This window comes from Pseudomonas sp. CCI3.1 (assembly GCF_034313985.1).
Classification (GTDB): Bacteria; Pseudomonadota; Gammaproteobacteria; order Pseudomonadales; family Pseudomonadaceae; genus Aquipseudomonas; species Aquipseudomonas psychrophila.
On sequence record NZ_JAVIWO010000001.1, the window covers coordinates 2,179,443 to 2,203,249 of the forward strand.

Genomic DNA, 23,807 nt, shown 5'->3' on the forward strand with positions numbered 1-23,807 from the left:
CCCGATTTTTTCAGACCTTTTTTGAGCCCCATCATGTCCCACGATGCCCTTTTGACTCAGGACGAGCTGGATTTCATCCAAACGATGCACCAAAACCCTCTGCTTAACAGACGGGATGCGTCGTCCAGCCTGATGGTCAATGGCATGTCGCAAATTCGTGATCTGCTGACACGCCTGGCGGCCCATGAGCAAGTCACTATCCATGCGCAATTCGCCAACCAGCAAATGAGTTTTCCACTGCGTCTGGTTGAGGACGAATTCCATGCTCAGCATCTGCAACTCGGTGCTCCAAGCATCTTCGAAGACGGGCCAAAAGCTCGCCCTTGGCGCCTGACGCTGCCAGAACCGGTCCCCCTTGAAAACATCAGGGGCAAAGCCGGTCATCTGTGGATCACTGAAGTCTCGTTCAAAGGGGTTCTGGTTGAAATGCGTCACGACAGCGAGCCGCCCCGCCAGTTTTCCCAGTGGTTCAACCCCGGCGGATACGAGCGAATTGCCTTACGCGGCACCCTGGAACGCAAAACCGAGCTGGGCCTTTACGCCTACCGGCTAAGTCAGCGTGACAAAGGTGAAACCGAGCGGTTGCGCCAATACATGCTGCACCAACACCGCCTGACGCATCCAGGCCTGCACGGCTGACCTTGATCAACTGCCCAGTGTTGCCTTGAGATCAGCGTCCAATCGCTGGTTCATCAACAGTGCCTCGCTGCCCAGGCAACCAATGGATGAACCCGCCAGCGCCTCCTGAGCCACATTCGAGCCGGCCCCGGCCAATGACACCGAGCAATCCAGGGTCTGCGCCAGCCGCATCAGTCGCCGATGGTGCGCCGTCCCCAGTGCATGACTGGCATACAGTACAACCGCCTCAGGCTCGAGTTTTTCGCAGACCAGTGACAACTCTTCCAGGGGTTGGCCGATGGCCAAAACCCTGACCACCCGATCATTGCGGGTCAACAGCAAGCCCGCCACCAACAATTCCAGCTCGCGGCACAGCTCAGGCATTGCCACCACCATCACACACTGCCTGGCATCCGCCACCTGCAATTGCAGACGATGCTGCACCCGCCCGCGCAAGAACCCGTCCAGCATCAGCCATTCGCTGGTCCGGCCAAACACATCCTGAACTTTTGACAACTGTTGCCACAGGGGCAGGAAGATCCCCTGAAACACCACTTCGACCGGGTAGCTGGAATAAATCTGACCATAGAGGCGTTCCAGCTCCGACTCATTGAAGGCCGTGAGCGCACCGCTGATACGGCTTTGCCATTCGCCATACTCGCTGGCCTCGGGCTGCGGATTGTCAGCGGGCTTCGTGTTTGCAAGTAATTGCGCGACTTTGCTGACGGCAACCCCACGCTCAAGCCAGCCCAAGATCAGGCGAATTGACTCAATATCGGTCACTGAGTACAGCCGATGCCCACTTTCGGTGCGTTTTGGTTCGATCAAACCATAACGCCGCTCCCACGCACGCAGGGTTACCGGGTTGATGCCGGTGAGCCTGGCCACTTCCCGGATCGGGTAGAGACCTTGGCAGTCATCAGCCTGTGTAATGGGCTCAGCTTCAGTAATCACGGGCATTGGTAGGACACAGTTTGCAGTAGATCGGCGCATTCTACGCTCCATTTCCCATGAGCGCCCCCGCTCCCGAAGCAACTGCCTATGGCTGCTACGCAAGCTGGAAGGGCTGTATTGCGGAACGATACTTGCTTGTTTTTCATCACTCAGCCCACCACCCCGGCGCTGTGTTTTGTGTCTGCCCTACCCGGGCAGCATTAGCCTCATGGAGATACACGATGTCTACCTCCCCTGTCACGTTGATGGTTGCGCGCCGCGTCGCCAAGGGCCGCTATCAGGAATTGATTGCCTGGTTGCATGAAGGCGAACAACTGGCCACGGACTTTTCCGGATACCTGGGTTCCGGCGTGTTGGCCCCGCCACCGGGCGACGATGAGTTTCAAATCATCTTTCGCTTTGCCGATGAAGCGACATTGCATGCCTGGGAGCATTCAGTGTCGCGCAAGGCCTGGTTGCTGCGCGGCAGTGACTTGTTTGCCAACCCTTCAGAGCACCGCGTCAGCGGAATCGACGGCTGGTTTGGCGCTGCCGGGCAAAGGCCACCGCGCTGGAAGCAAGCCGTTGCCATCTGGCTGGCCTTCTTCCCCGTGTCGTTGTTGTTCAACTTTGTATGCGCCCCTTTATTGAGCGAATTGAGCCTGCTGCCTCGGGTACTGGTCAGCACCCTGGCGTTGACACCGCTGATGGTTTATCTGTTTATTCCGCTGTCTACCCACTTGCTGGCCAACTGGCTGCACCGCTCGCCAGACAAACCCCTGCGCAGCGCAATTGCGACACACCGCAACTAAGCTCGGGCTTGGGCTTTACGTCGCGGACGCTGGTATAGTTTTGCCATTGCGCCGCGACTGTTTCCGGCGTTCCTGCACCGAGTCCGTCATGCCCACTTCTTCTGCTCCAATCCTGATCACGGGTGCCGGCCAGCGCGTAGGTTTGCACTGCGCACAGCAACTGCTGGCAGACGGCTATCCGGTGATTTTTACCTATCGCAGCGAAAAACCTGGCGTACAAACCCTGCGTGACCTGGGCGCTATTGCGATGTTTGCCGACTTCTCGACCGAGGCCGGTATTCTGGACTTTATCCGCCAGCTTAAAGAGCACACCGACTGCTTGCGGGCCATTGTTCATAACGCCTCGGCCTGGCTGGCAGAAACCCCGCAGACTGAAGCCGACGCCTTTACGCACATGTTCAGCGTGCACATGCTCGCGCCTTACCTGATCAACCTGCATTGCAGCGAGCTGCTCCAGCGCTCAACTGCGGCGGATATCGTGCATATCAGCGACGATGTGACACGCAAGGGCAGCAGCAAGCACATTGCCTATTGCGCCACCAAAGCCGGGCTCGACAGCCTGACCCTGTCATTCGCGGCTAAACTGGCGCCACAGATCAAAGTCAACGGTATCGCCCCGGCCATGCTGTTATTCAACCCTGACGACGATGCGGCGTACCGCACCAAAGCGCTGGCCAAATCCGCGCTGGGCATAGAACCCGGCGCAGAGGTGATCTACCAGAGCCTGCGTTATCTGCTGGACAACCCCCATGTGACTGGCACTACCCTGACCGTCAATGGCGGCCGGCATCTTAAATAAGCCGCCCCCGCGAGGAAGTATTTTCATGAGCGCATCACTGCCCGGGCATTACCGCGAAATCCTCATTGATATCGGCGAAGACCCTGACCGCGAAGGTTTGCTCGACACCCCCAAGCGCGCAGCCAAAGCCATGCAGTACCTGTGTCATGGCTATGAACAGAGCCTGGAGACCCTCGTCAACGGCGCCTTGTTCGCCTCTGACAGCGACGAAATGGTGATCGTGGCCAATATCGAGCTGTATTCACTCTGCGAGCATCATCTGCTGCCGTTTATTGGCAAGACCCACGTGGCATACATCCCGACCGGAAAAGTGCTGGGGCTGTCGAAAATCGCCCGCATCGTCGACATGTATGCCCGTCGCCTGCAAATCCAGGAAAACCTCACCCGGGAAATCGCCGATGCCATCCAGAGCGTCACCCAGGCTGCCGGCGTTGCTGTGGTGATTGAAGCTCAACACATGTGCATGATGATGCGCGGTGTAGAAAAACAGAATTCGACCATGAACACCTCGGTCATGCTGGGCGAATTTCGCGAATCGAGCACCCGTATGGAGTTCTTGCAATTGATTGGACGGAGTAAGTCGTAATGCCACAACTTCAGCCAGGAATGGCCCGTATTCGCGTCAAGGACCTGTGCCTGCGCACGTATATCGGTATCAATGAGGAAGAAATCCTCAACAAGCAGGATGTGTTGATCAACCTCACCATTCTCTACGCGGCACAGGAGGCGGTGCGTGATAACGACATCGACCACGCGCTCAATTACCGCACCATCACCAAGGCCGTGATCCAGCACGTCGAAGAAAACCGCTTCGCCCTGCTGGAGCGCCTGACCCAAGAACTGCTGGATCTGGTAATGGCCAACACGGCCGTGCTGTATGCCGAAGTCGAAGTCGACAAGCCGCACGCGCTGCGCTTTGCCGAATCGGTGTCGATCACGCTGGCGGCAAGCCGCCAGGCTGCAACTTCCTAACCTCGGTGAACCCCATGACCCCCCAAGAACAACTCGAACTCGAAGCCGCCGCATTTCGTCGTCTGGTCGCCCACCTCGACAGCCGCAAGGACGTGCAAAACATTGACCTGATGAACCTCTCGGGTTTTTGCCGCAACTGCCTGTCCAAGTGGTACAAGGCCGCCGCGGACGAGCGCCAGATCGACATCAGCCTCGATGACGCCCGTGAAGCGGTGTACGGCATGCCGTATGCCGAGTGGAAATCCCACTACCAGAAAGAAGCCAGCGCCGAACAAACCGCGGCGTTTGCCCAAGGAAAAAAGTAATGACTGATTTGAACACCCTGCGCGCCAGCCTCAACAGCGGCGAACATCTCTTCGCCGACACCCTGGCATTTATCGCAGCGCACTACGATTACCTGCCGCAAGCCTTCAACAACGGCGGCGTTGAAAACGCTGCGGGGCAGAATGAAGGTTCGTGCAAGACCCTGGGCCTGGCGTTGCTGGAAGGTTTGAGTGATCAGCAGGCGCTGTTGGCGTTTGGCGAGCATTATCGTTCGGTGCTTGCCACGCCTGAAGGTACAGACCACAGCAATATCCGTGCGCTGATTGCCCACGGCCTGGCCGGTGTGAAATTCGACGCACAGCCGCTGACGCGCAAGGCGTAAGCCAAAATCGATAATTTCGTAGCAGCTGCCTCGTTCCTTCGGCAGCTGCTACGGGATCTCTTACTCCTAGACACAAAAAAACCGGCCTCGGCCGGTTTTTTTGTTGGGATGGGCTATCAGAACTGGGCGTTCTGCAGGCCGTCCAGGTAGCGTTCAGCGTCCAGCGCAGCCATGCAGCCGGCACCCGCCGAGGTGATGGCCTGACGGTACACGTGGTCAGCCACGTCGCCGGCGGCAAACACGCCTTCGATGCTGGTGGCAGTCGCGTTACCTTCACGGCCGCCCTGCACAACCATGTAGCCGTCTTTAAGCTCAAGCTGGCCTTCGAACAACGAAGTGTTCGGCGTGTGGCCGATGGCAATGAAGACGCCGTCCACTTTCAGCTCGTCAAAGCTGCCGTCGTTGTTTTTCAGGCGCGCACCGGTCACACCCATGTTATCGCCCAGCACTTCGTCCAGGGTCGCGTTCAGCTTGAGTTCGATCTTGCCTTCAGCTACACGGGCGTGCAGTTTGTCGATCAGGATCTTCTCGGCGCGGAAGGTTTCGCGACGGTGAACCAGGGTCACTTTGCTGGCGATGTTGGCCAGGTACAGCGCCTCTTCAACGGCGGTGTTACCACCACCTACCACGGCAACCGGCTTGTTGCGATAGAAGAAACCGTCACAGGTTGCACAGGCGGAAACGCCCTTGCCCATGAACGCTTCTTCAGACGGCAGCCCCAGGTAACGGGCGCTGGCGCCGGTGGCGATGATCAACGAATCGCAGGTGAACGTGCCGCTGTCGCCCTTGAGGGTGAACGGCTTGTTTTTCAGATCCACTTCATTGATGTGGTCGAAAACGATTTCAGTCTCGAAACGCTCGGCGTGCTCACGCATGCGGTCCATCAAGGCCGGACCGGTCAGGCCGTGTACATCACCCGGCCAGTTGTCAACTTCAGTGGTGGTGGTCAATTGACCGCCAGCCTGCATGCCCGTAATCAGCAGTGGCTTGAGGTTGGCGCGGGCCGCGTAGACCGCGGCGCTGTAACCGGCAGGGCCGGAACCCAGAATAATCACACGCGAATGACGTACTTCAGACATGACTCACTCCTATGACCGCCCGCAGTGAAACCGGGTCGGAATGCCGCATTACCGGCTGGAATAAAAAGAAACCGTAAACCTGCCCAGGCTATGCCTGATACACGCAGATCCTGAAAAATATGGGTGAAGCTTATAGAGGCCGAAGAGAGTAAGGAAATACGCATTAACAATCCAGCTCATAGCAGGTCTCTATGTAGGCGAATTCGATTTTAGACGGCTTTGTTACAGTTATTGTCGATACTGCGACAAGGCTTTCGTCCTACAGCTAAAGCCGTTAAGGTCGCCCGGTTTTCCACTGCTCGGAGCACTCTATGCCCGCCCCCGTTCTCTCTGGCCCGCAGTACCTGCGTGAAGGCCTAAAGTTGGTTCTCAGCCCTGGCCTGCGCTTGTTCGTGCTGCTGCCGTTGCTGATCAATCTGGTGCTGTTCGTCGGATTGATTTACTTCGCCGGGCATCAGTTCAGCCTCTGGGTCGATACCCTGATGCCGTCGCTGCCCAGCTGGCTCAGCTTTCTCAACTACGTATTGTGGCCGCTGTTCGTGGTCCTGGTGGCGTTGATGGTGTTTTTTACCTTCACCATGCTGGCCAACATCATTGCCGCGCCGTTTAACGGTTTTCTATCGGAAAAAGTCGAGGCCGTAGTACGCGGGGTCGATAACTCACCGCCCTTCAGCTGGGGTGAACTGATGGCGATGGTGCCCCGCACCCTGGCCCGTGAAATGCGCAAGCTGGGCTACTTCCTGCCACGGGCCATTGCGCTGTTGATCCTTTCGTTCATACCGGTGCTCAACCTGATCGCGGCGCCGCTGTGGCTACTGTTCGGGATCTGGATGATGGCTATCCAGTACATCGACTACCCGGCCGACAACCACAAGCTGGGCTGGAACGAGATGCTCGCCTGGCTACGCGAGAAGCGCTGGCAGAGCATGAGTTTTGGCGGCATCGTCTATCTGGTGCTGTTGATCCCTGTGGTCAATATCCTGATGATGCCGGCCGCCGTGGCCGGAGCGACGCTGTTCTGGGTGCGCGAGCGGGGCGAAGAGGCGCTGGCGTCCCGCTAACGGCTTCATAAATCCATCATCACCGTGACACATGGGCGTCATGACCCCCCGACACACTGGGGTCATGACCACAGCCCTGCATATCGCCCTGATCACCGAAACCTTCGCCCCTGAAATCAATGGTGTCGCCAATACTCTTGGCCAGCTGTGTGATGGCTTGCGCGCGCGCAATCATCGCGTGGAACTGGTACGCCCGCGCCAGGCCGACGATGGTGGCCAGCGCAGCAACGATGAGCTGATGCTGTGCCGGGGTCTGCCGCTCCCCGGTTATCCCGGCCTGCAATGGGGCCTGACCTCCACCCATCGCTTGACCAAACGCTGGCGCCAACAACCTCCGGATGTGGTTTACATCGCCACTGAGGGACCGTTGGGCTTATGTGCACTGCGGGTTGCGCGTCGCTTGGGGATTACTGCGGTCACGGGGTTTCATACCAACTTCCAGCAGTACTTGCGTCAACACGGCCTGACCCTGTTCACCCGCGCACTGACGCACTATTTGCGCTGGTTCCACAATCGCTCGGCCTTGACTCTGGTCCCCAGTACCAGCCAGCGCGTGGAGCTTGCGCGCAGGCATTTTGAACGACTGGAACTGCTCCCTCGCGGCGTCGACAGCCAGTTGTTCAGCCCTGCAAAACGCCAGGACGCGTTGCGCCGCAGCTGGGGGCTGGGAGAAAACGATATTGCGCTGTTATATGTGGGGCGTCTGGCACCGGAAAAAATCTGGGCGCTCTCAAGCGCTGTCTTGATGCGCTGCAAGCCCGATATCCCGCGCGCCGCTTCAAGTTGATCGTGGTGGGCGACGGTTCAAAACGCTCGACGCTGGAAGCCTCATTGCCTGAAGCGATATTTTGCGGCCAGCAGTCAGGGCAAGCCCTGGCCAGTCATTACGCGTGCGGGGATGTGTTTTTATTCCCGAGCCTGAGCGAGACATTTGGCAATGTGGTGCTCGAAGCACAGGCCTCTGGCTTGGGCGTGGTGGCCTATGACGAGGCCGCTGCGGGCCTGCATATCCGACACGGTTACAACGGAGTGTTGGCCATGCCGGGGGACGAATACGCATGGATCGAAGCCGCCTGCTGGCTTCTCGAAGACCCGGAGACCTTACGCACCCTGCGCCTCAATGCTCGTCGGCATGCCAGCCGCCAAAGCTGGTCAGGGATTGTCGAACAGTTCGAAAGCCAGCTGCAGCGAGCTTGCCAGGGCTCCATGTGTGCAGCCCCGGTGCCCATTCACGTCGTGGTAAAAAAACCTTAAGCCAGGGATTTTTCAATCGCCTGAATCACCGTGGCATCGTCTGGCGCGGTGCGCGGTGAGAATCTCGCCAACACCCGGCCATCCTTGCCGACCAAAAACTTCTCGAAGTTCCAGGTGATCTCCCCCTCAAACTCGGCCCCCTCGCCTGCCAGCAATCGATAGAGCTGGTGACGGTCAGGCCCGTTGACCTCAAGCTTGCTGCTCAGAGGGAAACTGACCCCGTAGTTGAGGCTGCAAAACGCCTGGATTTGCTGTTCGGTACCCGGCTCTTGCCCGGCGAACTGATTGCAGGGCACACCTAAAACGCTGAAACCCTGGCCCTTGAATTGCTGATACAGGTTTTCCAGTGCTGCATATTGAGGGGTCAAGCCGCACTTGGAGGCCACGTTCACTACCAGCACCACCTTGCCTTTAAAGGTTTCCAGTGGGAGCGGCTTGCCATCCAGCGCATCTAGGATAAGTTCGTGAAAAGCACTCATGACGGACTCCAGGATTTCTGTATCTACATTCAAACAATCGTCCGATGCACCGATTGCAGTAATCGACCAGGATAAAAAAAGGCGCCCGTAGGCGCCTTCCTGGCAAGTTCACACGTGAGCGTAGCAGCACTTATCAGTGCTGGTGACCGCCTTCACCGTGTACGTGGCCGTGAGCGATTTCTTCTTCGCTTGCGTCACGAATAGCAACTACCTTGACCTTGAAGTTCAGACGCTGACCAGCCAGTGGGTGGTTACCATCAACGGTCACGTCGTCGCCGTCCAGATCACGGATGGTCACGATCTGCATTTGGCCGTCCGGCGCCGAAGCGTGGAACTGCATGCCAACTTCCAGTTGGTCAACGCCTTCGAACATGCTGGCGCTCAACGTGCTTACCAGCTCAGCGGAGTACTCGCCGTAAGCGTCTTCAGGTTCAACGCTGACGTCCAGCTCATCACCAACAGCCTTACCGATCAGAGCCTTTTCCAGACCCGGAATGATGTTACCTGCACCTTGCAGGTAGACCAGCGGCGCGCCGCCGGCAGAACTGTCGATGACCTCACCAGCGTCATTGGTCAGGGTATAGTCGATGGAGACAGCCTTATTGGCGGCGATCGTCATGGGGCGAGACCTTTTGCAAAAAAATAATGAGTTCGCAAGTTTAACCAAGCAATCGCCCGAAAGCGAACACAACCAAGACCAACGGATAATTTTGAAAACTTCAACGATCATTGGCTGGCGTCAGGATGAAGAGGAGCACTGGGTTGCCGTGCTCTCCTGCGGCCATACCCAACACCACCGTCACCAACCGCCCTGGCAATCAAGACCCTGGGTGCTTGACCCTGAGCAACGCCAGGCAAAAATAGGCCAGCCCTTTGACTGTGGCTGGTGTGCTCAAGACGCGGATAGCGCTAATCTTGGCAATTGATTCAGGCACAAGCCCGCTTAAAGGGTGTTGCCCTTGCACTGCCACGTCAGGAAGCTCGCATGCAAACTTTCTTTATCGCTCCCACCGACTTTGGTGTGGGTCTGACATCCATTAGTCTGGGCCTGGTTCGCACCCTGGAGCGCGCCGGGTTGAAAGTCGGGTTTTTCAAGCCCATTGCCCAGCCGCATCCAGGCGATCTTGGCCCTGAACGCTCTACCGAGCTGATTGCCCGCACCCATGGCCTCAAGCCGCCTACCCCGCTGGGGCTGGCGCATGTGGAGCGCATGCTCGGTGACGGCCAACTGGATGAGCTGCTCGAAGAGATCATCAACCTCTATCAACAGGCCGCCATCGGCAAGGACGTTCTGATCGTAGAAGGCATGGTGCCCACCCGTACCGCCAGCTATGCGGCACGGGTCAACTTGCACCTGGCAAAGAGCCTGGATGCAGAAGTGATCCTGGTCTCGGCACCTGAAAACGAAGTGCTGACCGAGCTTTCCGGCCGGGTTGAGTTGCAGGCACAGCTGTTTGGCGGGCCCAAGGACCCGAAAGTGCTCGGTGTGATCCTCAACAAGGTGCGCACCGACGAAAGCATGGAAGTTTTTTCGGCACGCCTTAAAGAGCATTCGCCCTTGCTGCGTAGCGGCGATTTCAAGCTGCTGGGCTGCATTCCGTATCAGCCTGAACTCAACGCCCCGCGCACCCGGGATGTCGCCGAACTGCTTGGCGCCCAGGTGCTCAATGCCGGAGATTATGAAACCCGACGCATGTCGAAAATCATTTTGTGCGCCCGCACCGTGCTCAACACCCTGCAACTACTCAAACCAGGCGTGCTGGTCGTCACCCCCGGTGATCGCGACGACATCATCCTGGCCGTCAGCCTGGCCGCGATGAACGGGGTTCCGTTGGCGGGTCTGCTGCTGACCAGCGACACCCAGCCCGATCCGCGCCTGATGGAGCTTTGCCGTGGGGCATTGCAAGCAGGGCTGCCCGTGCTGTCGGTGAGCACGGGGTCGTACGACACGGCCAACCGCCTCAATGGTCTGAACAAGGAAATTCCGATCGATGACCGCGAGCGTGCGGAGATCATCACCGACTTTGTCGCCAGCCACCTCGACGCCCATTGGTTGCATCAGCGCTGTGGCACGCCACGGGAAATGCGCCTGACCCCTGCCGTCTTCCGCTATCAACTGATCCAGCGCGCCCAGCAAGCCAACAAGCGCATCGTGTTGCCCGAAGGCAGCGAGCCGCTGACCGTGCAGGCGGCAGCCATATGCCAGGCTCGCGGCATCGCCCGCTGTGTATTGTTGGCCAAGCCCGAAGAAGTCCACGCGGTGGCCAAGGCCCACGGTTTCGAACTGCCCGAGGGCCTGGAGATTCTCGACCCGGACCTGATCCGCGCCCGCTACGTCGAACCCATGGTGGCCCTGCGCAAAACCAAAAGCATCAACGCCCCCATGGCGGAGCAACAGCTGGAAGACCCGGTGGTGATTGGCACCATGATGCTGGCGCTGGATGAGGTCGACGGTCTGGTGTCAGGGGTTATCCACTCCACCGCCAACACCATCCGCCCTGCCCTGCAGTTGATCAAAACGGCACCGGGCTGCACGCTGGTGTCGTCGGTGTTCTTCATGCTGTTCCCCGAACAGGTGCTGGTGTACGGCGACTGCGTGATGAACCCGCACCCCTCGGCCACCGAACTGGCCGAAATCGCCCTGCAAAGCGCCGACTCTGCCGCAGCGTTCGGCATCACCCCGCGGGTGGCCATGATCAGCTATTCGAGCGGTGAGTCCGCCAGTGGCGAGGAAGTCGAAAAAGTCCGTGAAGCCACTTTGCTGGCTCACGAAGCCCAGCATTCACTGCTGATCGACGGCCCGCTGCAATACGATGCCGCCGCCAACGAAGTGGTCGCCAGGCAACTGGCCCCCAACAGCAAGGTGGCAGGCCGGGCCACGGTTTTCGTGTTCCCGGACCTGAATACCGGCAACACCACCCACAAAGCCGTACAACGCAGCGCCGATTGCGTCAGCCTTGGGCCGATGCTGCAAGGCCTACGCAAGCCGGTGAACGATCTGCCACGCGGCGCTCAGGTGGACGACATTGTCTACACCATCGCTCTCACGGCGATTCAAGCCGCCAACCGACCTATGGATATTTAAATGCTGGACTTCTTGCCTGCACCGTTACGCGGCGTCATTGCTTCGCTGCTGCTGGCGCTCAACACCATCGTGTGTTGCACGCCATTGTTTATCGTCGCGATTTTCAAACTGTGCCTGCCATTCCCGGCAGCCCAGCGGGTAACCGACGAATTGATGCGCCGTATCCATGAAGCCTGGATCGCCAATAACAATCGCTGGATGGACTTGCTGCGCAAGACCCGCTGGCACATCAAGGGCCTTGAAGGGCTGGACTATGAGCACTCGTATCTGGTGACCAGCAACCACCAGAGCTGGGTCGACATCATGGTGCTGCAATACGTGCTCAACAAACGTATCCGCCCGCTGAAGTTTTTCCTCAAGCAAGAACTGATATGGGTGCCGGTCATTGGCCTGGCGTGGTGGGCGCTGGGCTTTCCGTTCATGAAGCGTTACTCCAAAGCCTACCTGGCCAAGCACCCGGAAAAAAAAGGCGCGGACCTGGCGACCACTCGTAAAACCTGCGCCAAGTTCAAGAATAAGTCCGTGGGGATCTTCAACTTCGTAGAAGGCACGCGGTTTACCGAGGCCAAGCACGCGCAGCAGAATTCGCCGTTTCGCTACCTGCTCAAGCCCAAGGCCGGCGGCATCGCCTTTGTGCTGGATGCGATGGGTGAACAACTGCAATCGATCGTCAACGTGACCATTCACTACCCGGGCGGGCGTCCAGGGTATTGGGACTTGCTGTGCGGCAATGTGAAGGACGTGGTCGTGGTGTTTGAAGAGGTGCAGATCCCGGCTGAGTTTCTGGGTAAAAACTACGATCAGGACCCCGAGTACCGGCTGGCGTTTCAGGGCTGGATCAACCAGTTGTGGGAAGACAAAGACCGGCTGCTGGAGGAGTTGCATCGCGAGTTTCCCAACACCTGATGTCTCTGGATCTTGTGGGAGCGGGCTTGCTCGCGATGCTTTCAACTCGGTTATTCAGTCAAACCGGGGCGCCTGTATCGCGTGCAAACCCGCCTCCACAACGGCGTTTTATCCGTACTAATAAACGAGGCTTGGTGAATTCAGTGCTCTAATAGGTGGAAAGGGATTAAATAATAACGCCTCAAAATCTACGGGATAACCGTGAAACATCCCAAAATCAATAGATCCAAGCTCATACTGTTTCGAGGTGAAATACTCAATCGTTAGCCACTTCCACTTTTCCAGACAGCCATCACCAGCAACCGTCGGATGTCGTGTCAGCACTTCTGGAATCAACACATCCGTATGATACCAAGCAGAATACTTCTTAACAGAAAACCCCTCAGGAACAGTACTTGGCCGATCATGAAACGGACAAGTATTATCTGGATCAATATTATGCCAACTGGTAGTGCTTTCCTTGCCCAATGAATGCCCGCCATTACCAATGGACTGCCATGCCAGCCGTTTTATACTTTCGATAGCCGTATCCAAATCAGAAGCAAGCCCTGTACGAATCAAGTTATTGGCATAATGCCCCACCGAGTTTATAGATATGACTGCCCCACCCGGAACACGCCTATCGTGGTTCGCCGTATTATGGGCCGTTGTGTGAAAAAAATTTACACCTGCCTTATATAAAAACAACTTGCCATTGAAAACCAGCGGCGCTGCCTCTGTATAGATAACATCCGTACTGACAGGGGCATACTCTTGAAATATTAGATCTGACAGCCCCTTAAAAACCTCTACGAGACCATCAGAAGGGGAAGCATCAACCAGCTTCTTTAAATTGAAAAAATACAACACCGCATCACTTTCACCCTTGGCGCACGCTTGCTTCCAGGTTTTTCGACACACTTGCAGATACTCTTCAAGGCGCACGACGCCCTGAGCAATATCACTTTCATCTATCACATACACTTTCAACTTCAAGCCTTTATTATTCGATGCCGCTATACGTCCAAACATGCAAGGCTGATTGCGTTTAACCCATGATCGCAGTATTTCTTCTTTTTTCGACTTGCTCTCCGCAGAAAAAAGCAAGTTGTTGGTTCTGTCAATGTCATCGCCGTAAGAGAGCGCCTCGCCTTCTCGAACTGGCAGAGCATCCAAAAGATCAATAACATTCATCTGATCACCTCATATCAATATTTGACATCCCTCTAAACAAATCCATTAACCTTTTTATGCGGCGTAGCGTTTGTTTGTGCCGACACACTAATAAGAACCAAAGCGATTAAAACCAGCGACGCACCGCCCAACTGAAGTAATGAAAGCTTTTCATCCAGAAAAATAAAAGCCCCCGCGATTCCGACCAGCGGCACAAAGTTCAAATAGACGCCTGCAAGTCCAGCGCTTATATGCCGTAACGCAACCATGTAAAAAACAAAGGCCAGTGCGTATTGTATGACGCCAGAAAGCAAAGCCAAACTCCACGCCCCCCACGTAATGGAAGGCAAAGGGACGCTGACGTCACCAGAGTACCCCGTCCATTCAAACGGCAGAATAAGAGCAGTCACAAATAGGGCTAGCGTTTGCTGACTGGCAACAATATAAAAAACATCATACTTTCGTGCTATCCGAGAAGAGAGCACCACATAAAATGCGGCTGCCAACATGCCCAACGTAATAAGTATCGTCCCTCGCCACTCCTTAGCAATTAAATGACCCTCCGCCCCGAGCACAGTAGAGAGGCCCAGTAAAACCAGCACAGAATAAAAAATAAACTTCCTCGTCGGAAATTCGCGAAACATCAAAGCAGCAATCAATATAATCATTATTGATTCCAGCGACTGCAGCAGCGATGCCTCGCTCGCACCTGAGTACGTCATACCTGTCAACACTAACAAGTAAGTCAAGAAAGGCTCGAGCAAACCAAGCCAACATGACTTCGTAAATTCAGACAAGCCCGGACGTGCACGGCGCCTTAACAATACGACACACCATAAAAATATAACACTCGATAACAACTGAACGAACAGGAGTGTTATCGGCGGAAAATCATTCAATGCGCCTTTTGACATAACTATTGCAACGCCCCAGCAGAGCGTTGCTAAAAATGCAGCTGCAACTCCGATATTCTTGCTTAAAATTGGCACACTAGCGTCCTCATAGAATGAATTGCGCTTGATGGCAGTGCGTTATCGATAGACGCTCAACATACTGCACTCTTGCTTTTCGTGGACTCGATCAAAAAATCAATAGGAGCAATTGAATCGACTCTGCACGATTTAGCATTTTGCGTATGTCGTCCAGCTCCATTAATCACATCAGAAATTTCGTCAAACCCGAAGCATTACCAGGTAAGGATGATTGACTGTGTTTGAAATGTGCCCCTCACTACTCGAGCCGACTTGCTATGCGGCAATGTGAAAACCCAGTGGTGTTTGAAAAACTGGATACCCCGGCTGAGTGTCTGGGTAAAAACTACAACCAGCTATGGGAAGACAAGGACCGGCTGCTGGAGGAGTTGCATCGCGAGTTTCCCAACACCTGATGTCTCTGGATCTTGTGGGAGCGGGCTTGCTCGCGATGCAGGCGCCCCGGTTTGGCTGAAGAACCGGATTGATACCATCGCGAGCAAGCCCGCTCCCACAGGGGCATTTCCGGCATCTGAAACCCAATAAAAAGCCCGCCACCGATCTCTCGGTGGCGGGCTTTTTAGTGCGGCTTAAATCGCGCCGCGTTGACGCAACAGGTCCAGGACCAACTTGACGCTCTCTTCCAGCGACAGCGATTGGGTATCGACCACTAGGTCGGCATCTAACGGCACGTCATACGGGAAGGATTCACCCGGAATGTTGTCACCACCCGCTGCATAAAGCCCTTGCGGGTCACGCTCGGCGCACACGGCCGGGGAGGCCTGAACATAAACGGTCACCAGGCGGTCGCTGCCAATCAGCGCCTTGGCCTGTTCACGGCCTTCGGCATCCGGGGCCACGAAGGCGGCCAGTGTCAGTAGACCGGCTTCGTTGAACTGACGCGCCACGTGAGCCGCACGACGCCAGTTTTCAGTGCGCCCGGCACGATCCTGTGGCAGGCCCTTGTTCAGGTCATGGCGCAGGTTCTGGCCATCCAGTACAAATACCGCACGCCCCATATCGAACAACTTGCGTTCAACCGCATAGGCCAAGGTGCTTTTACCAGCACCCGACAGGCCGCTGAACAACACGGTGGCCGGTTGCTGACCAAAACGCTGGGCACGCTCTTCAACAGCCACGTGCGCCAGTTTGCCGTGATGGGTTGCGCTGCCATGACTCAACGGCTGGGCAACGATCATGCCTGCACCCACGGTGCCGTTGGTCAGGCGGTCGATGATGATGAACGAACCGGTGGTGCGGTTGCTGTCATAACCATCCAGCGCAATTGGCGCGTCGAGGCTGATTTTGACCTTGCCGATTTCGTTCAGCTGCAAAGCGCTGGCCGGACCTTCTTCCAGGGTGTTCACATCGACTTTGTTGACGATGCTGGCAATCGAACCCGGTACGTAGCTGGTCGCGCGCTTGATGTCGTACTTCTTGCCCGGCAGCATCGGCTCTTCAGCCATCCACACCAGCATGGCTTCGAAGTTGTCAGTCACCAGCGGCACGTTGTCGGCATGCACCAACAGGTCGCCACGGGAGATATCGATTTCGTCTTCCATGGTCAGCGTAACTGCCTGCCCGGGGCCTGCGTGCTCCAGCTCACCCTCAAAGGTCACGATGGATTTGACACGGCTGCTCTTGCCCGACGGCAGCACAACGATTTCATCGCCCTTGTGCACAATGCCGCTGGCCAGGGTGCCGGCAAAACCACGGAAGTTGAGGTTCGGACGGTTCACGTACTGCACCGGGAAGCGCAGGTCGGTGAGGTTGCGGTCGGCCGCCACTTCCACGGTTTCAAGGATTTCCATCAGCGACTGGCCGGTGTACCACGGCGAGCGCTCGGACTTGTTGACCACGTTGTCGCCCTTGAGGGCTGACATCGGCACAAAGTGCAGACTGGTCGGCTTGAGCTTCAAGCCTTCGGCAAATTTCAGGTAGTCGGCCTTGATCGATTCGAACACACCTTCGTCAAAACCCTTGAGGTCCATCTTGTTGATGGCCACGACGATATGCTTGATGCCCAGCAACGAGGCAATAAAGCTGTGGCGACGGGTCTGGGTCTGCACGCCGTAACGGGCATCGACCAGAATGATCGCCAAGTCACAGGTGGACGCACCGGTGGCCATGTTGCGGGTGTACTGCTCATGGCCAGGGGTGTCGGCAATGATGAATTTGCGCTTGGCGGTAGAAAAATAGCGATACGCAACGTCAATGGTGATGCCCTGCTCGCGCTCGGCTTGCAGACCGTCTACCAGCAGTGCCAGGTCGATATCGTCGCCCGTGGTGCCGCTTTTTTTCGAATCGCGGGTTATGGCTTCCAGATGGTCTTCGTAAATCATCTTGGAGTCGTGCAGCAGGCGCCCGATCAGGGTGCTTTTGCCGTCGTCGACGTTGCCGCAGGTCAGGAAGCGCAACATCTCTTTGCGCTCGTGCTGGCCCAGGTAGGCGAGGATGTCCTCGCTGATCAAATCAGATACATGCGACATGACAACCCCTTAGAAATAACCTTGACGTTTTTTATCTTCCATTGAGCCTGCGCCATCGTGATCGATGACTCGGCCCTGGCGCTCGGAAGTTCGCGTCAGGAGCATTTCCTGGATGATGTCGGTCAGGGTTTCAGCCTCTGACTCCACAGCTCCCGTCAGCGGGTAGCATCCCAGGGTACGGAAGCGGACCTTTTTCTTGACGATTCGAGCCTTGTCTTCATCAGACAGGTGCTCAAGGATGCGTTCGTCGTCGATCATGATCAGCGTGCCGTTCTTCTCGATCACGTCGCGTTCGGCCGCAAAGTACAGCGGCACAATCGGGATGCCTTCGAGATAGATGTATTGCCAGATATCGAGTTCGGTCCAGTTCGACAGCGGGAAAACCCGGATCGACTCGCCCTTGTTGACGTTGCCGTTGTAGACGTTCCACAACTCGGGGCGCTGGTTTTTCGGATCCCAGCGGTGCTTGCTGTCACGGAAGGAGTACACGCGCTCTTTGGCACGGGACTTTTCTTCGTCGCGACGGGCGCCACCAAAGGCGGCATCGAAGCCGTACTTGTCCAGAGCCTGCTTAAGGCCCTCGGTTTTCATGATGTCGGTGTGCTTGGCACTGCCGTGGGTGAAAGGGTTGATCCCTTGAGCCACGCCGTCCGGGTTAACGTGAGTGATCAGGTCCAGACCCAGCTCGGCGACCATCTTGTCCCGAAAGCTGTACATCTCCTGGAATTTCCAGCGAGTGTCGACATGCATCACCGGAAACGGCAGCTTGCCAGGGAAAAATGCCTTGCGTGCAAGGTGCAGCATCACGGCGGAGTCTTTACCGATCGAGTACAGCATCACCGGGTTATCGAACTCGGCGGCCACCTCGCGGATGATGTGGATGCTTTCCGCCTCCAGCTGTTTCAGGTGCGTCAGTTTGTCGACCATGGCTACTCACGAAAGCTATCTTATGAACGGCCTGCGGGCCGTGTTCGAGCGGGGAATGCTAGCACAGCGCCCCCTTATATAGATGACCCCAACTAGATCGAAACGGTCTAAGAATAGACCCCGGAGTTTGGGCTGTAATTGCCTGTGGGAGCGAGCCTGCTCGCGAAAGCGATGCAGCTGATGACCTCTACGCGAGCAGGCTCGTTCCCACGCGTTTAGGATTCAGATCGGATTTGGGCAATCGATAAACAAGTGCTCAACGGCAAAGCGCCGCGCCAGGTAGTCACCCAATGCCTGCACGCCATAGCGCTCGGTCGCGTGGTGCCCGGCGGCAATAAAGCTGATGTCGTTTTCCCGGGCACTATGGAAAGTCTGCTCCGAGGCTTCGCCGCTCAGGTACAGGTCAACGCCCGCCAGCACCGCCTGATCGATGTAACCCTGCCCGCCACCGGTGCACCAGCCCACGCGGCGGATCATTTCACTGCCTTCAATCAGCAGCGGCTCACGCCCGAGCGCCTCTTGCACACGGCGCGTAAAATCACGGGCGGTCACAGGTTCGGCCAAAGAGCCCACCAACCCCACCACTTTCGAATTACCAGGATCAAGCGGGCCTTCGACGGTGATATCCAGTTGCCGCGCCAGTTGCACGTTGTTGCCCACCTCGGGATGCAGATCCAGTGGCAAGTGATACGCCAGCAGGCTGATGTCGTGCTTGAGCAGGGTTTTGAGGCGACGCTGCTTCATCCCGGTCACGCAGGGATCTTCACCCTTCCAGAAGTAACCATGATGCACGAGCACCAGATCAGCCTGGGCTTCGACGGCGGCATCCAGCAAGGCCTGGCTGGCGGTCACGCCACTGACGATGCGCATCACTTGGGGGCGGCCTTCGACCTGCAGACCGTTGGGGCAGTAATCACTGATGGCGGCGCAATTAAGGTAACGATTTGCTTCTTCTACCAGCGTGCTCAGAGCGACAGCCATAAAAGACTCCTAAATATAGCGTTCAGAGCCGGGCGGCCCTCGTATAATGGCGCCATTATGGGCCGTCAGAATGGCTCTGCAACCTTCAGGACTGAGTTCAATGTTTAAGGCTTTGCGTTTTTTTGGCTGGCCATTGCTGGCTGGCGTGCTTATCGCTTTGCTGATTATTCAGCGTTACCCGCAATGGGTTGGACTGCCGAGCCTGGACGTTAATCTGCAACAAGCCCCGCAAACCAGTTACGTACAGCAGGGGCCGGTGACCTATGCCGACGCGGTGGTGCGTGCCGCGCCTGCCGTGGCCAACCTGTACACCACCAAGGTGGTGAACAAAAATGCCAGGCCATTGTTTGAAGACCCGCAGTTCAGGCATTTTTTCGGTAACAACGAGCCCAAGCAAAAACGCATGGAGTCCAGCCTCGGTTCGGCGGTGCTTATGAGCCCCGAAGGCTACTTGCTGACCAATAACCACGTGGTCGCAGGTGCAGACCAGATTGTGGTGGCGCTAAAGGACGGTCGTGAAACACACGCCCGGGTCATCGGCAGCGACCCCGAAACTGACCTTGCAGTGCTGAAGATAGACCTCAAGAATCTGCCGGCAATCACCATCGGCCGCTCGGACACTCTGCGTATCGGTGACATTGCCCTGGCGATTGGTAATCCGTTTGGCGTGGGTCAAACCACCACCATGGGCATCATCAGCGCTACAGGCCGCAACCAGCTGGGCCTGAACAACTACGAAGACTTTATCCAGACCGATGCCGCGATCAACCCGGGCAACTCGGGCGGCGCACTGGTCGATGCCAACGGCAACCTGACCGGGATCAACACCGCGATTTTCTCCAAGTCAGGCGGCTCGCAAGGCATCGGCTTCGCAATCCCGATCAATCTGGCGATGGAGGTCATGAAGTCGATAATCGAGCACGGCCAGGTCATTCGCGGCTGGCTGGGGATTGAGGTGCAGCCCTTGACCCAGGAACTGGCCGAGTCGTTTGGTCTCAGTGGACGCCCGGGAATTGTTGTCGCGGGCATTTTCCGTGGTGGCCCGGCGCAAAAAGCCGGCCTTGAACTGGGGGACGTGATTCTGAGCATCGATGGCGAGCCTGCCAGCGATGGTCGTCGATCAATGAATCAGGTAGCGCGGATCAAACCTTCGGACAAGATCACGATCCAGGTCATGCGTAACGGCAAAGAGCTCAAGCTCACCGCCGAAGTGGGCCTGCGCCCGCCGCAAGAACAGCCGCCACAGAAAGAAGAGTAAGCAACGAGCCCTCACCGCCTGATGTGGGAGCGGGCTTGCTCGCGATGGTATCGCCGCGGTTTGCCTGAACTACCGCGGCGCCTGCATCGCGAGCAAGCCCGCTCCCACAAGAGCCGCGGTCAACCTCTATTCGATATCCGACAACCCTTCAATCAACGCCGCATTCTGCTCCGGCGTGCCGATGCTGATACGCAGGAACTGAGCAATGCGCAGATGCTTGAAGTGGCGCACGATCACGCCCTGCTCCCGCAACTTGGCCGCCAGCGCCGCGGCATCGTGCTCCGGGTGACGAGCGAAGATAAAGTTCGCCGCCGATGGCAGCACTTCAAAACCCAACGCCTGCAACTGCCCTACCACGTGTTCGCGACTGTCGATTACTTGCTTGCAGGTGTGCTCGAAGTATTCACGGTCGGCAAACGCAGCCGCAGCGCCCGCAATGGCGATACGGTCCAGCGGGTAGGAGTTGAAGCTATTCTTGATCCGCTCCAGCGCTTCGATCAGATCCGGGTGGCCCACTGCCAACCCGACCCGCAAGCCGGCCAGGGAGCGCGACTTGGACAGGGTTTGGGTCACCAACAGGTTCGGGTAACGATCCACCAGACTGATGGCCGTCTCGCCACCAAAGTCGATGTACGCCTCATCCACCACAACCACTGAATCAGGGCTGGCCTTGAGGATCTGCTCGATGGCCTCCAGCGCCAACAGGCAGCCGGTCGGGGCATTAGGGTTCGGGAAGATGATCCCGCCATTAGGCCTGGCATAGTCCGCAGGCTGGATCTGGAACTGCTCATCCAACGGCACTGCGTCAAATTCGATGCCGTACAAACCGCAGTAAACCGGATAGAAGCTGTAGCTGATATCCGGGAACAGCAGCGGTTTATCGTGTTGGAACAGACCATTGAACACATGGGCCAGGACTTCGTCCGAGCCGTTGCCCAGAAACACCTGAGCGGTCTGCACGCCGTAGTAATCGGCCACCGCCTGCTTGAGCAAGTCGCTGTTCGGGTCAGGGTACAAACGCAGGTTGTCGTTGATCTCGGCCTGCATCGCCAGCAACGCCTTGGGCGATGGGCCGTAAGGGTTTTCGTTGGTGTTGAGCTTGACCAACTTGGTCAGCTTAGGTTGCTCACCCGGTACGTAGGGCACCAGATCCTTAACGAATGGACTCCAGAACTTGCTCATGCTTATTGCCCCTTTTCGTCGGCGATGATGCGGTATTCGGCACTGCGGGCGTGACCGGTCAGCGATTCACCGCGGGCGAGAATCGACGCCGTCTTGCCCAGGTCGGAAGCACCCTGCTCGGAGCAGAAGATGATCGAGGAGCGCTTCTGGAAGTCATACACCCCCAGCGGCGACGAAAAACGTGCCGTGCCGGAAGTTGGCAATACGTGGTTGGGGCCCGCGCAGTAATCACCCAGGGCTTCAGACGTGTGTCGGCCCATGAAGATCGCGCCAGCGTGACGGATCTGCGGCAGCCAGGCTTGCGGGTCAGCCACCGACAACTCCAGGTGCTCCGGAGCAATGCGGTTGGCAACATCGATGGCTTGCTGCATGTCATTAACCAGAATCAGTGCGCCACGACCATTGATCGAGGTTTCGATGATTTCGGCCCGCTCCATGGTCGGTAGCAGCTTGGCGATGCTGGCCGCGACCTTGTCGAGGAACTCGGCGTCGGGGCTGACCAGAATCGCTTGCGCGTCTTCGTCATGCTCGGCCTGGGAGAACAGGTCCATGGCGATCCAGTCCGGATCGGTCAGGCCGTCGCACACCACCAGAATTTCTGAAGGGCCGGCGATCATGTCGATACCGACTTGACCAAACACGTGGCGTTTGGCGGTGGCAACATAGATATTGCCCGGGCCGACCACTTTGTCGACTTTCGGGACGCTTTCTGTGCCATAAGCCAGTGCCGCAACAGCTTGCGCGCCGCCGATGGTGAACACGCGATCAACGCCCGCAATGCAAGCGGCAGCCAGCACCAGCTCATTGATTTCACCACGGGGGGTCGGCACTACCATCACCACTTCGGTAACGCCTGCAACTTTGGCAGGAATGGCGTTCATCAGCACCGACGACGGGTACGAGGCTTTGCCGCCCGGTACATACAAACCCGCACGGTCCAGCGGCGTGACTTTTTGGCCCAGCACCGTGCCGTCGGCTTCGGTGTAGCTCCAGGAGTCCTGCTTCTGTTTTTCGTGATAGCTGCGTACACGTTGCGCGGCTTTTTCCAGCGCATCACGTTGCGGCGCGGTGATGCGGGTCAGGGCCAGCTCCAGGCGCTCGCGGGGCAGGATCAAGTCCGCCATTGAGTTGACGCTCAGTCCGTCAAAGCGTTGGGTGAACTCAACCAGTGCAGCGTCGCCACGCTCGCGCACGGCTTTGATGATGTCGAGCACACGCTGGTTGACCGAGTCGTCAGACACACTTTCCCAGCTCAGCAGATGATCCAGATGCTGCGCGAAATCCGGGTCAGCAGCGTTGAGTCGGCGAATTGCAGTGGGAGCGGTCATAGCGAGGGCCTCGGTATTGGGCGGATGCTTAGAATGGATGATGTTACACAGTGAAGGCAGCAAGACTACCAAGCCATCCGCGCAGGTCGCTGAAATTTCTGGCTATTACACGGATAGATGGGCGCGACTCAAGGTCGCGCAGGTGAGTCAGCCGCGGTGTCGGGATTCCACTGCCTTGCGCAGGGTATCGATCAGGGCTTGAATACGGGCGTGCTGCATTTTCATCGAAGCCTTGTTAACCACCAGGCGGGAGCTGATGGCGGCAATGAATTCCTGAGGTTCCAGGCCATTGGCACGCAAGGTGTTACCGGTATCGACAACGTCGATGATCTTGTCTGCCAGGCCAATCAGCGGGGCCAGTTCCATCGAGCCGTACAGCTTGATGATGTCGACCTGACGGCCTTGCTCAGCGTAATAACGCTTGGCGACATTGACGAACTTGGTGGCAACGCGCAGGCGGCCTTTTGGCTCAACGGCACCGATGGCACCGGCAGTCATCAGCTTGCACTGGGCAATCTGAAGATCCAGCGGCTCGTAAAGGCCCTGGCCACCGTATTCCATCAGCACGTCTTTACCCGCGACACCGAGGTCTGCCGCGCCATGTTCAACGTACGTCGGCACGTCAGTGGCGCGTACGATCAGCAGACGTACATCGGGCTGGGTAGTCGGAATAATCAGCTTGCGGCTTTTGTCCGGATTCTCGGTCGGCACAATGCCCGCTTCAGCGAGAAGCGGCAGGGTGTCGTCAAGGATACGGCCCTTGGACAGTGCAATGGTCAACATGGGAAACGTAAGTCCTTATCAGGGTACTTTTGCCCGGGCGCAATCGGCGCCGGACAAGCATCGAGCCTGATATCAGGCACGACTTGAACGAT

The 23,807-nt window shown here is 57.2% G+C and carries 25 protein-coding genes and 1 pseudogene; 14 read left to right on the top strand and 12 right to left on the bottom strand.

All coding sequences use genetic code 11. The annotated features are described in order from the left end of the window. Window positions 1-33 precede the first annotated feature (33 nt). Complete coding sequence (locus RGV06_RS10000; protein ID WP_046810018.1) at window positions 34-639, top strand: hypothetical protein; 606 nt, start codon at window positions 34-36, stop codon at window positions 637-639. Window positions 640-645: 6 nt separating this feature from the next. On the opposite strand, the gene RGV06_RS10005 is transcribed toward RGV06_RS10000, so the two are convergent. Next, window positions 646-1,578, bottom strand: a complete 933-nt coding sequence (locus tag RGV06_RS10005; protein ID WP_046810019.1) for a MerR family transcriptional regulator — start codon at window positions 1,576-1,578, stop codon at window positions 646-648. Window positions 1,579-1,793: 215 nt separating this feature from the next. Between RGV06_RS10005 and RGV06_RS10010 the strand changes: the two genes are divergently transcribed. The 6 genes from RGV06_RS10010 to RGV06_RS10035 all read left to right on the top strand — a co-directional run bounded on the left by RGV06_RS10010 (window position 1,794) and on the right by RGV06_RS10035 (window position 4,780). Then, a complete protein-coding gene (locus tag RGV06_RS10010; RefSeq protein WP_019824964.1) occupies window positions 1,794-2,363 on the top strand; it encodes an antibiotic biosynthesis monooxygenase in 570 nt (189 codons plus the stop codon). 88 nt (window positions 2,364-2,451) lie between these two features. Continuing rightward, window positions 2,452-3,162 (top strand): dihydromonapterin reductase, encoded by a 711-nt coding sequence (gene folM / locus RGV06_RS10015; RefSeq protein ID WP_019824965.1) that lies wholly within the window; start codon window positions 2,452-2,454, stop codon window positions 3,160-3,162. Between the two features lie 25 nt (window positions 3,163-3,187). Then, a complete protein-coding gene (gene folE, locus RGV06_RS10020) occupies window positions 3,188-3,748 on the top strand; it encodes a GTP cyclohydrolase I FolE (RefSeq protein ID WP_322149921.1) in 561 nt (186 codons plus the stop codon). Further along, window positions 3,748-4,134, top strand: coding sequence for a dihydroneopterin triphosphate 2'-epimerase (gene folX, locus RGV06_RS10025; protein WP_019824968.1), 387 nt, complete (start codon window positions 3,748-3,750; stop codon window positions 4,132-4,134). The genes folE and folX overlap by 1 nt, the downstream gene beginning before the upstream one ends. A 14-nt stretch (window positions 4,135-4,148) precedes the next feature. Next, complete coding sequence (locus RGV06_RS10030; RefSeq protein ID WP_019824969.1) at window positions 4,149-4,439, top strand: DUF1244 domain-containing protein; 291 nt, start codon at window positions 4,149-4,151, stop codon at window positions 4,437-4,439. Further along, window positions 4,439-4,780 carry a HopJ type III effector protein gene (locus RGV06_RS10035; protein ID WP_322149922.1) on the top strand — a complete coding sequence of 114 codons (342 nt, stop codon included), beginning with the start codon at window positions 4,439-4,441 and terminating at the stop codon, window positions 4,778-4,780. The genes RGV06_RS10030 and RGV06_RS10035 overlap by 1 nt, the downstream gene beginning before the upstream one ends. Before the next feature lie 116 nt (window positions 4,781-4,896). Here RGV06_RS10035 and trxB read toward each other — a convergent pair whose 3' ends face one another. Then, a complete protein-coding gene (gene trxB / locus RGV06_RS10040; RefSeq protein WP_019824972.1) occupies window positions 4,897-5,859 on the bottom strand; it encodes a thioredoxin-disulfide reductase in 963 nt (320 codons plus the stop codon). Between the two features lie 311 nt (window positions 5,860-6,170). Between trxB and cysZ the strand changes: the two genes are divergently transcribed. Both cysZ and RGV06_RS10050 read left to right on the top strand, forming a co-directional pair. Continuing rightward, window positions 6,171-6,920, top strand: a complete 750-nt coding sequence (cysZ, locus tag RGV06_RS10045; protein WP_046810022.1) for a sulfate transporter CysZ — start codon at window positions 6,171-6,173, stop codon at window positions 6,918-6,920. A gap of 64 nt (window positions 6,921-6,984) precedes the next feature. Then, a pseudogene (locus RGV06_RS10050) lies at window positions 6,985-8,174 on the top strand (glycosyltransferase family 4 protein). Here the strand turns inward: RGV06_RS10050 and RGV06_RS10055 are convergent. Both RGV06_RS10055 and RGV06_RS10060 read right to left on the bottom strand, forming a co-directional pair. After that, on the bottom strand, window positions 8,171-8,653 hold the full coding sequence (locus RGV06_RS10055) for a glutathione peroxidase (RefSeq protein WP_019824978.1): 483 nt from the start codon (window positions 8,651-8,653) through the stop codon (window positions 8,171-8,173). The pseudogene RGV06_RS10050 and the gene RGV06_RS10055 overlap by 4 nt on opposite strands. A 133-nt stretch (window positions 8,654-8,786) precedes the next feature. Continuing rightward, window positions 8,787-9,272: an FKBP-type peptidyl-prolyl cis-trans isomerase gene (locus RGV06_RS10060; RefSeq protein ID WP_019824979.1), complete on the bottom strand. Its 486-nt coding sequence runs from the start codon at window positions 9,270-9,272 to the stop codon at window positions 8,787-8,789. Here RGV06_RS10060 and RGV06_RS10065 point away from each other — a divergent pair. Genes RGV06_RS10065 through RGV06_RS10075 form a run of 3 tightly spaced genes read left to right on the top strand, consistent with a single transcriptional unit; the run spans window position 9,241 to window position 12,644 of the window. Then, window positions 9,241-9,579, top strand: coding sequence for a DUF3565 domain-containing protein (locus RGV06_RS10065; RefSeq protein ID WP_019824980.1), 339 nt, complete (start codon window positions 9,241-9,243; stop codon window positions 9,577-9,579). The two genes, RGV06_RS10060 and RGV06_RS10065, sit on opposite strands and share 32 nt — an antisense overlap. A 59-nt stretch (window positions 9,580-9,638) precedes the next feature. Continuing rightward, window positions 9,639-11,738, top strand: coding sequence for a phosphate acetyltransferase (gene pta, locus RGV06_RS10070; protein WP_019824981.1), 2,100 nt, complete (start codon window positions 9,639-9,641; stop codon window positions 11,736-11,738). Then, a complete protein-coding gene (locus RGV06_RS10075) occupies window positions 11,739-12,644 on the top strand; it encodes an acyltransferase (RefSeq protein ID WP_046810024.1) in 906 nt (301 codons plus the stop codon). 117 nt (window positions 12,645-12,761) lie between these two features. Here RGV06_RS10075 and RGV06_RS10080 read toward each other — a convergent pair whose 3' ends face one another. Beyond that, window positions 12,762-13,817 carry a hypothetical protein gene (locus RGV06_RS10080; protein ID WP_019824983.1) on the bottom strand — a complete coding sequence of 352 codons (1,056 nt, stop codon included), beginning with the start codon at window positions 13,815-13,817 and terminating at the stop codon, window positions 12,762-12,764. Between the two features lie 32 nt (window positions 13,818-13,849). Continuing rightward, complete coding sequence (locus RGV06_RS10085; RefSeq protein WP_322149923.1) at window positions 13,850-14,785, bottom strand: DMT family transporter; 936 nt, start codon at window positions 14,783-14,785, stop codon at window positions 13,850-13,852. A gap of 260 nt (window positions 14,786-15,045) precedes the next feature. Here RGV06_RS10085 and RGV06_RS10090 point away from each other — a divergent pair, with 260 nt between their 5' ends. Next, entirely contained in the window at window positions 15,046-15,183 is a 138-nt protein-coding gene (locus tag RGV06_RS10090) for a hypothetical protein (RefSeq protein WP_416194558.1), read from the top strand. Window positions 15,184-15,357: 174 nt separating this feature from the next. Here the strand turns inward: RGV06_RS10090 and cysN are convergent, their stop codons facing one another. The 3 genes from cysN to RGV06_RS10105 form a co-directional block, all read right to left on the bottom strand. Next, window positions 15,358-17,256, bottom strand: coding sequence for a sulfate adenylyltransferase subunit CysN (gene cysN / locus RGV06_RS10095; RefSeq protein WP_019824988.1), 1,899 nt, complete (start codon window positions 17,254-17,256; stop codon window positions 15,358-15,360). Between the two features lie 9 nt (window positions 17,257-17,265). Beyond that, window positions 17,266-18,183 (bottom strand): sulfate adenylyltransferase subunit CysD, encoded by a 918-nt coding sequence (gene cysD / locus RGV06_RS10100; protein ID WP_019824990.1) that lies wholly within the window; start codon window positions 18,181-18,183, stop codon window positions 17,266-17,268. 222 nt (window positions 18,184-18,405) lie between these two features. Continuing rightward, window positions 18,406-19,164, bottom strand: coding sequence for a Nif3-like dinuclear metal center hexameric protein (locus RGV06_RS10105; RefSeq protein ID WP_322149924.1), 759 nt, complete (start codon window positions 19,162-19,164; stop codon window positions 18,406-18,408). 100 nt (window positions 19,165-19,264) lie between these two features. On the opposite strand from RGV06_RS10105, the gene algW reads away from it, so the two are divergent. After that, entirely contained in the window at window positions 19,265-20,422 is a 1,158-nt protein-coding gene (gene algW, locus RGV06_RS10110; RefSeq protein ID WP_019824995.1) for a Do family serine endopeptidase AlgW, read from the top strand. Window positions 20,423-20,548: 126 nt separating this feature from the next. Here the strand turns inward: algW and hisC are convergent, their stop codons facing one another. The 3 genes from hisC to hisG form a co-directional block, all read right to left on the bottom strand. After that, window positions 20,549-21,604, bottom strand: a complete 1,056-nt coding sequence (gene hisC / locus RGV06_RS10115; RefSeq protein WP_322149925.1) for a histidinol-phosphate transaminase — start codon at window positions 21,602-21,604, stop codon at window positions 20,549-20,551. A 2-nt stretch (window positions 21,605-21,606) separates the two neighbouring features. Then, window positions 21,607-22,932: a histidinol dehydrogenase gene (gene hisD, locus RGV06_RS10120; protein ID WP_322149926.1), complete on the bottom strand. Its 1,326-nt coding sequence runs from the start codon at window positions 22,930-22,932 to the stop codon at window positions 21,607-21,609. 147 nt (window positions 22,933-23,079) lie between these two features. Further along, window positions 23,080-23,715, bottom strand: a complete 636-nt coding sequence (hisG, locus tag RGV06_RS10125) for an ATP phosphoribosyltransferase (protein WP_019825000.1) — start codon at window positions 23,713-23,715, stop codon at window positions 23,080-23,082. Between the last annotated feature and the right edge of the window lie 92 nt (window positions 23,716-23,807).

Coding starts and splice junctions, on each gene's coding strand:
- hisC (WP_322149925.1), bottom strand. CDS start 21,604: ATGAGCAAGTTCTGGAGTCCATTCGTTAAGGATCTGGTGCCCTACGTA.
- cysN (WP_019824988.1), bottom strand. CDS start 17,256: ATGTCGCATGTATCTGATTTGATCAGCGAGGACATCCTCGCCTACCTG.
- RGV06_RS10075 (WP_046810024.1), top strand. CDS start 11,739: ATGCTGGACTTCTTGCCTGCACCGTTACGCGGCGTCATTGCTTCGCTG.
- algW (WP_019824995.1), top strand. CDS start 19,265: ATGTTTAAGGCTTTGCGTTTTTTTGGCTGGCCATTGCTGGCTGGCGTG.
- trxB (WP_019824972.1), bottom strand. CDS start 5,859: ATGTCTGAAGTACGTCATTCGCGTGTGATTATTCTGGGTTCCGGCCCT.
- hisD (WP_322149926.1), bottom strand. CDS start 22,932: ATGACCGCTCCCACTGCAATTCGCCGACTCAACGCTGCTGACCCGGAT.
- RGV06_RS10030 (WP_019824969.1), top strand. CDS start 4,149: ATGACCCCCCAAGAACAACTCGAACTCGAAGCCGCCGCATTTCGTCGT.
- RGV06_RS10010 (WP_019824964.1), top strand. CDS start 1,794: ATGTCTACCTCCCCTGTCACGTTGATGGTTGCGCGCCGCGTCGCCAAG.
- folM (WP_019824965.1), top strand. CDS start 2,452: ATGCCCACTTCTTCTGCTCCAATCCTGATCACGGGTGCCGGCCAGCGC.
- RGV06_RS10035 (WP_322149922.1), top strand. CDS start 4,439: ATGACTGATTTGAACACCCTGCGCGCCAGCCTCAACAGCGGCGAACAT.
- RGV06_RS10055 (WP_019824978.1), bottom strand. CDS start 8,653: ATGAGTGCTTTTCACGAACTTATCCTAGATGCGCTGGATGGCAAGCCG.
- RGV06_RS10060 (WP_019824979.1), bottom strand. CDS start 9,272: ATGACGATCGCCGCCAATAAGGCTGTCTCCATCGACTATACCCTGACC.
- RGV06_RS10005 (WP_046810019.1), bottom strand. CDS start 1,578: ATGCCCGTGATTACTGAAGCTGAGCCCATTACACAGGCTGATGACTGC.
- folX (WP_019824968.1), top strand. CDS start 3,748: ATGCCACAACTTCAGCCAGGAATGGCCCGTATTCGCGTCAAGGACCTG.
- cysD (WP_019824990.1), bottom strand. CDS start 18,183: ATGGTCGACAAACTGACGCACCTGAAACAGCTGGAGGCGGAAAGCATC.
- pta (WP_019824981.1), top strand. CDS start 9,639: ATGCAAACTTTCTTTATCGCTCCCACCGACTTTGGTGTGGGTCTGACA.
- RGV06_RS10080 (WP_019824983.1), bottom strand. CDS start 13,817: ATGAATGTTATTGATCTTTTGGATGCTCTGCCAGTTCGAGAAGGCGAG.
- cysZ (WP_046810022.1), top strand. CDS start 6,171: ATGCCCGCCCCCGTTCTCTCTGGCCCGCAGTACCTGCGTGAAGGCCTA.
- RGV06_RS10065 (WP_019824980.1), top strand. CDS start 9,241: ATGGAGACAGCCTTATTGGCGGCGATCGTCATGGGGCGAGACCTTTTG.
- RGV06_RS10090 (WP_416194558.1), top strand. CDS start 15,046: ATGCGGCAATGTGAAAACCCAGTGGTGTTTGAAAAACTGGATACCCCG.
- folE (WP_322149921.1), top strand. CDS start 3,188: ATGAGCGCATCACTGCCCGGGCATTACCGCGAAATCCTCATTGATATC.
- hisG (WP_019825000.1), bottom strand. CDS start 23,715: ATGTTGACCATTGCACTGTCCAAGGGCCGTATCCTTGACGACACCCTG.
- RGV06_RS10105 (WP_322149924.1), bottom strand. CDS start 19,164: ATGGCTGTCGCTCTGAGCACGCTGGTAGAAGAAGCAAATCGTTACCTT.
- RGV06_RS10000 (WP_046810018.1), top strand. CDS start 34: ATGTCCCACGATGCCCTTTTGACTCAGGACGAGCTGGATTTCATCCAA.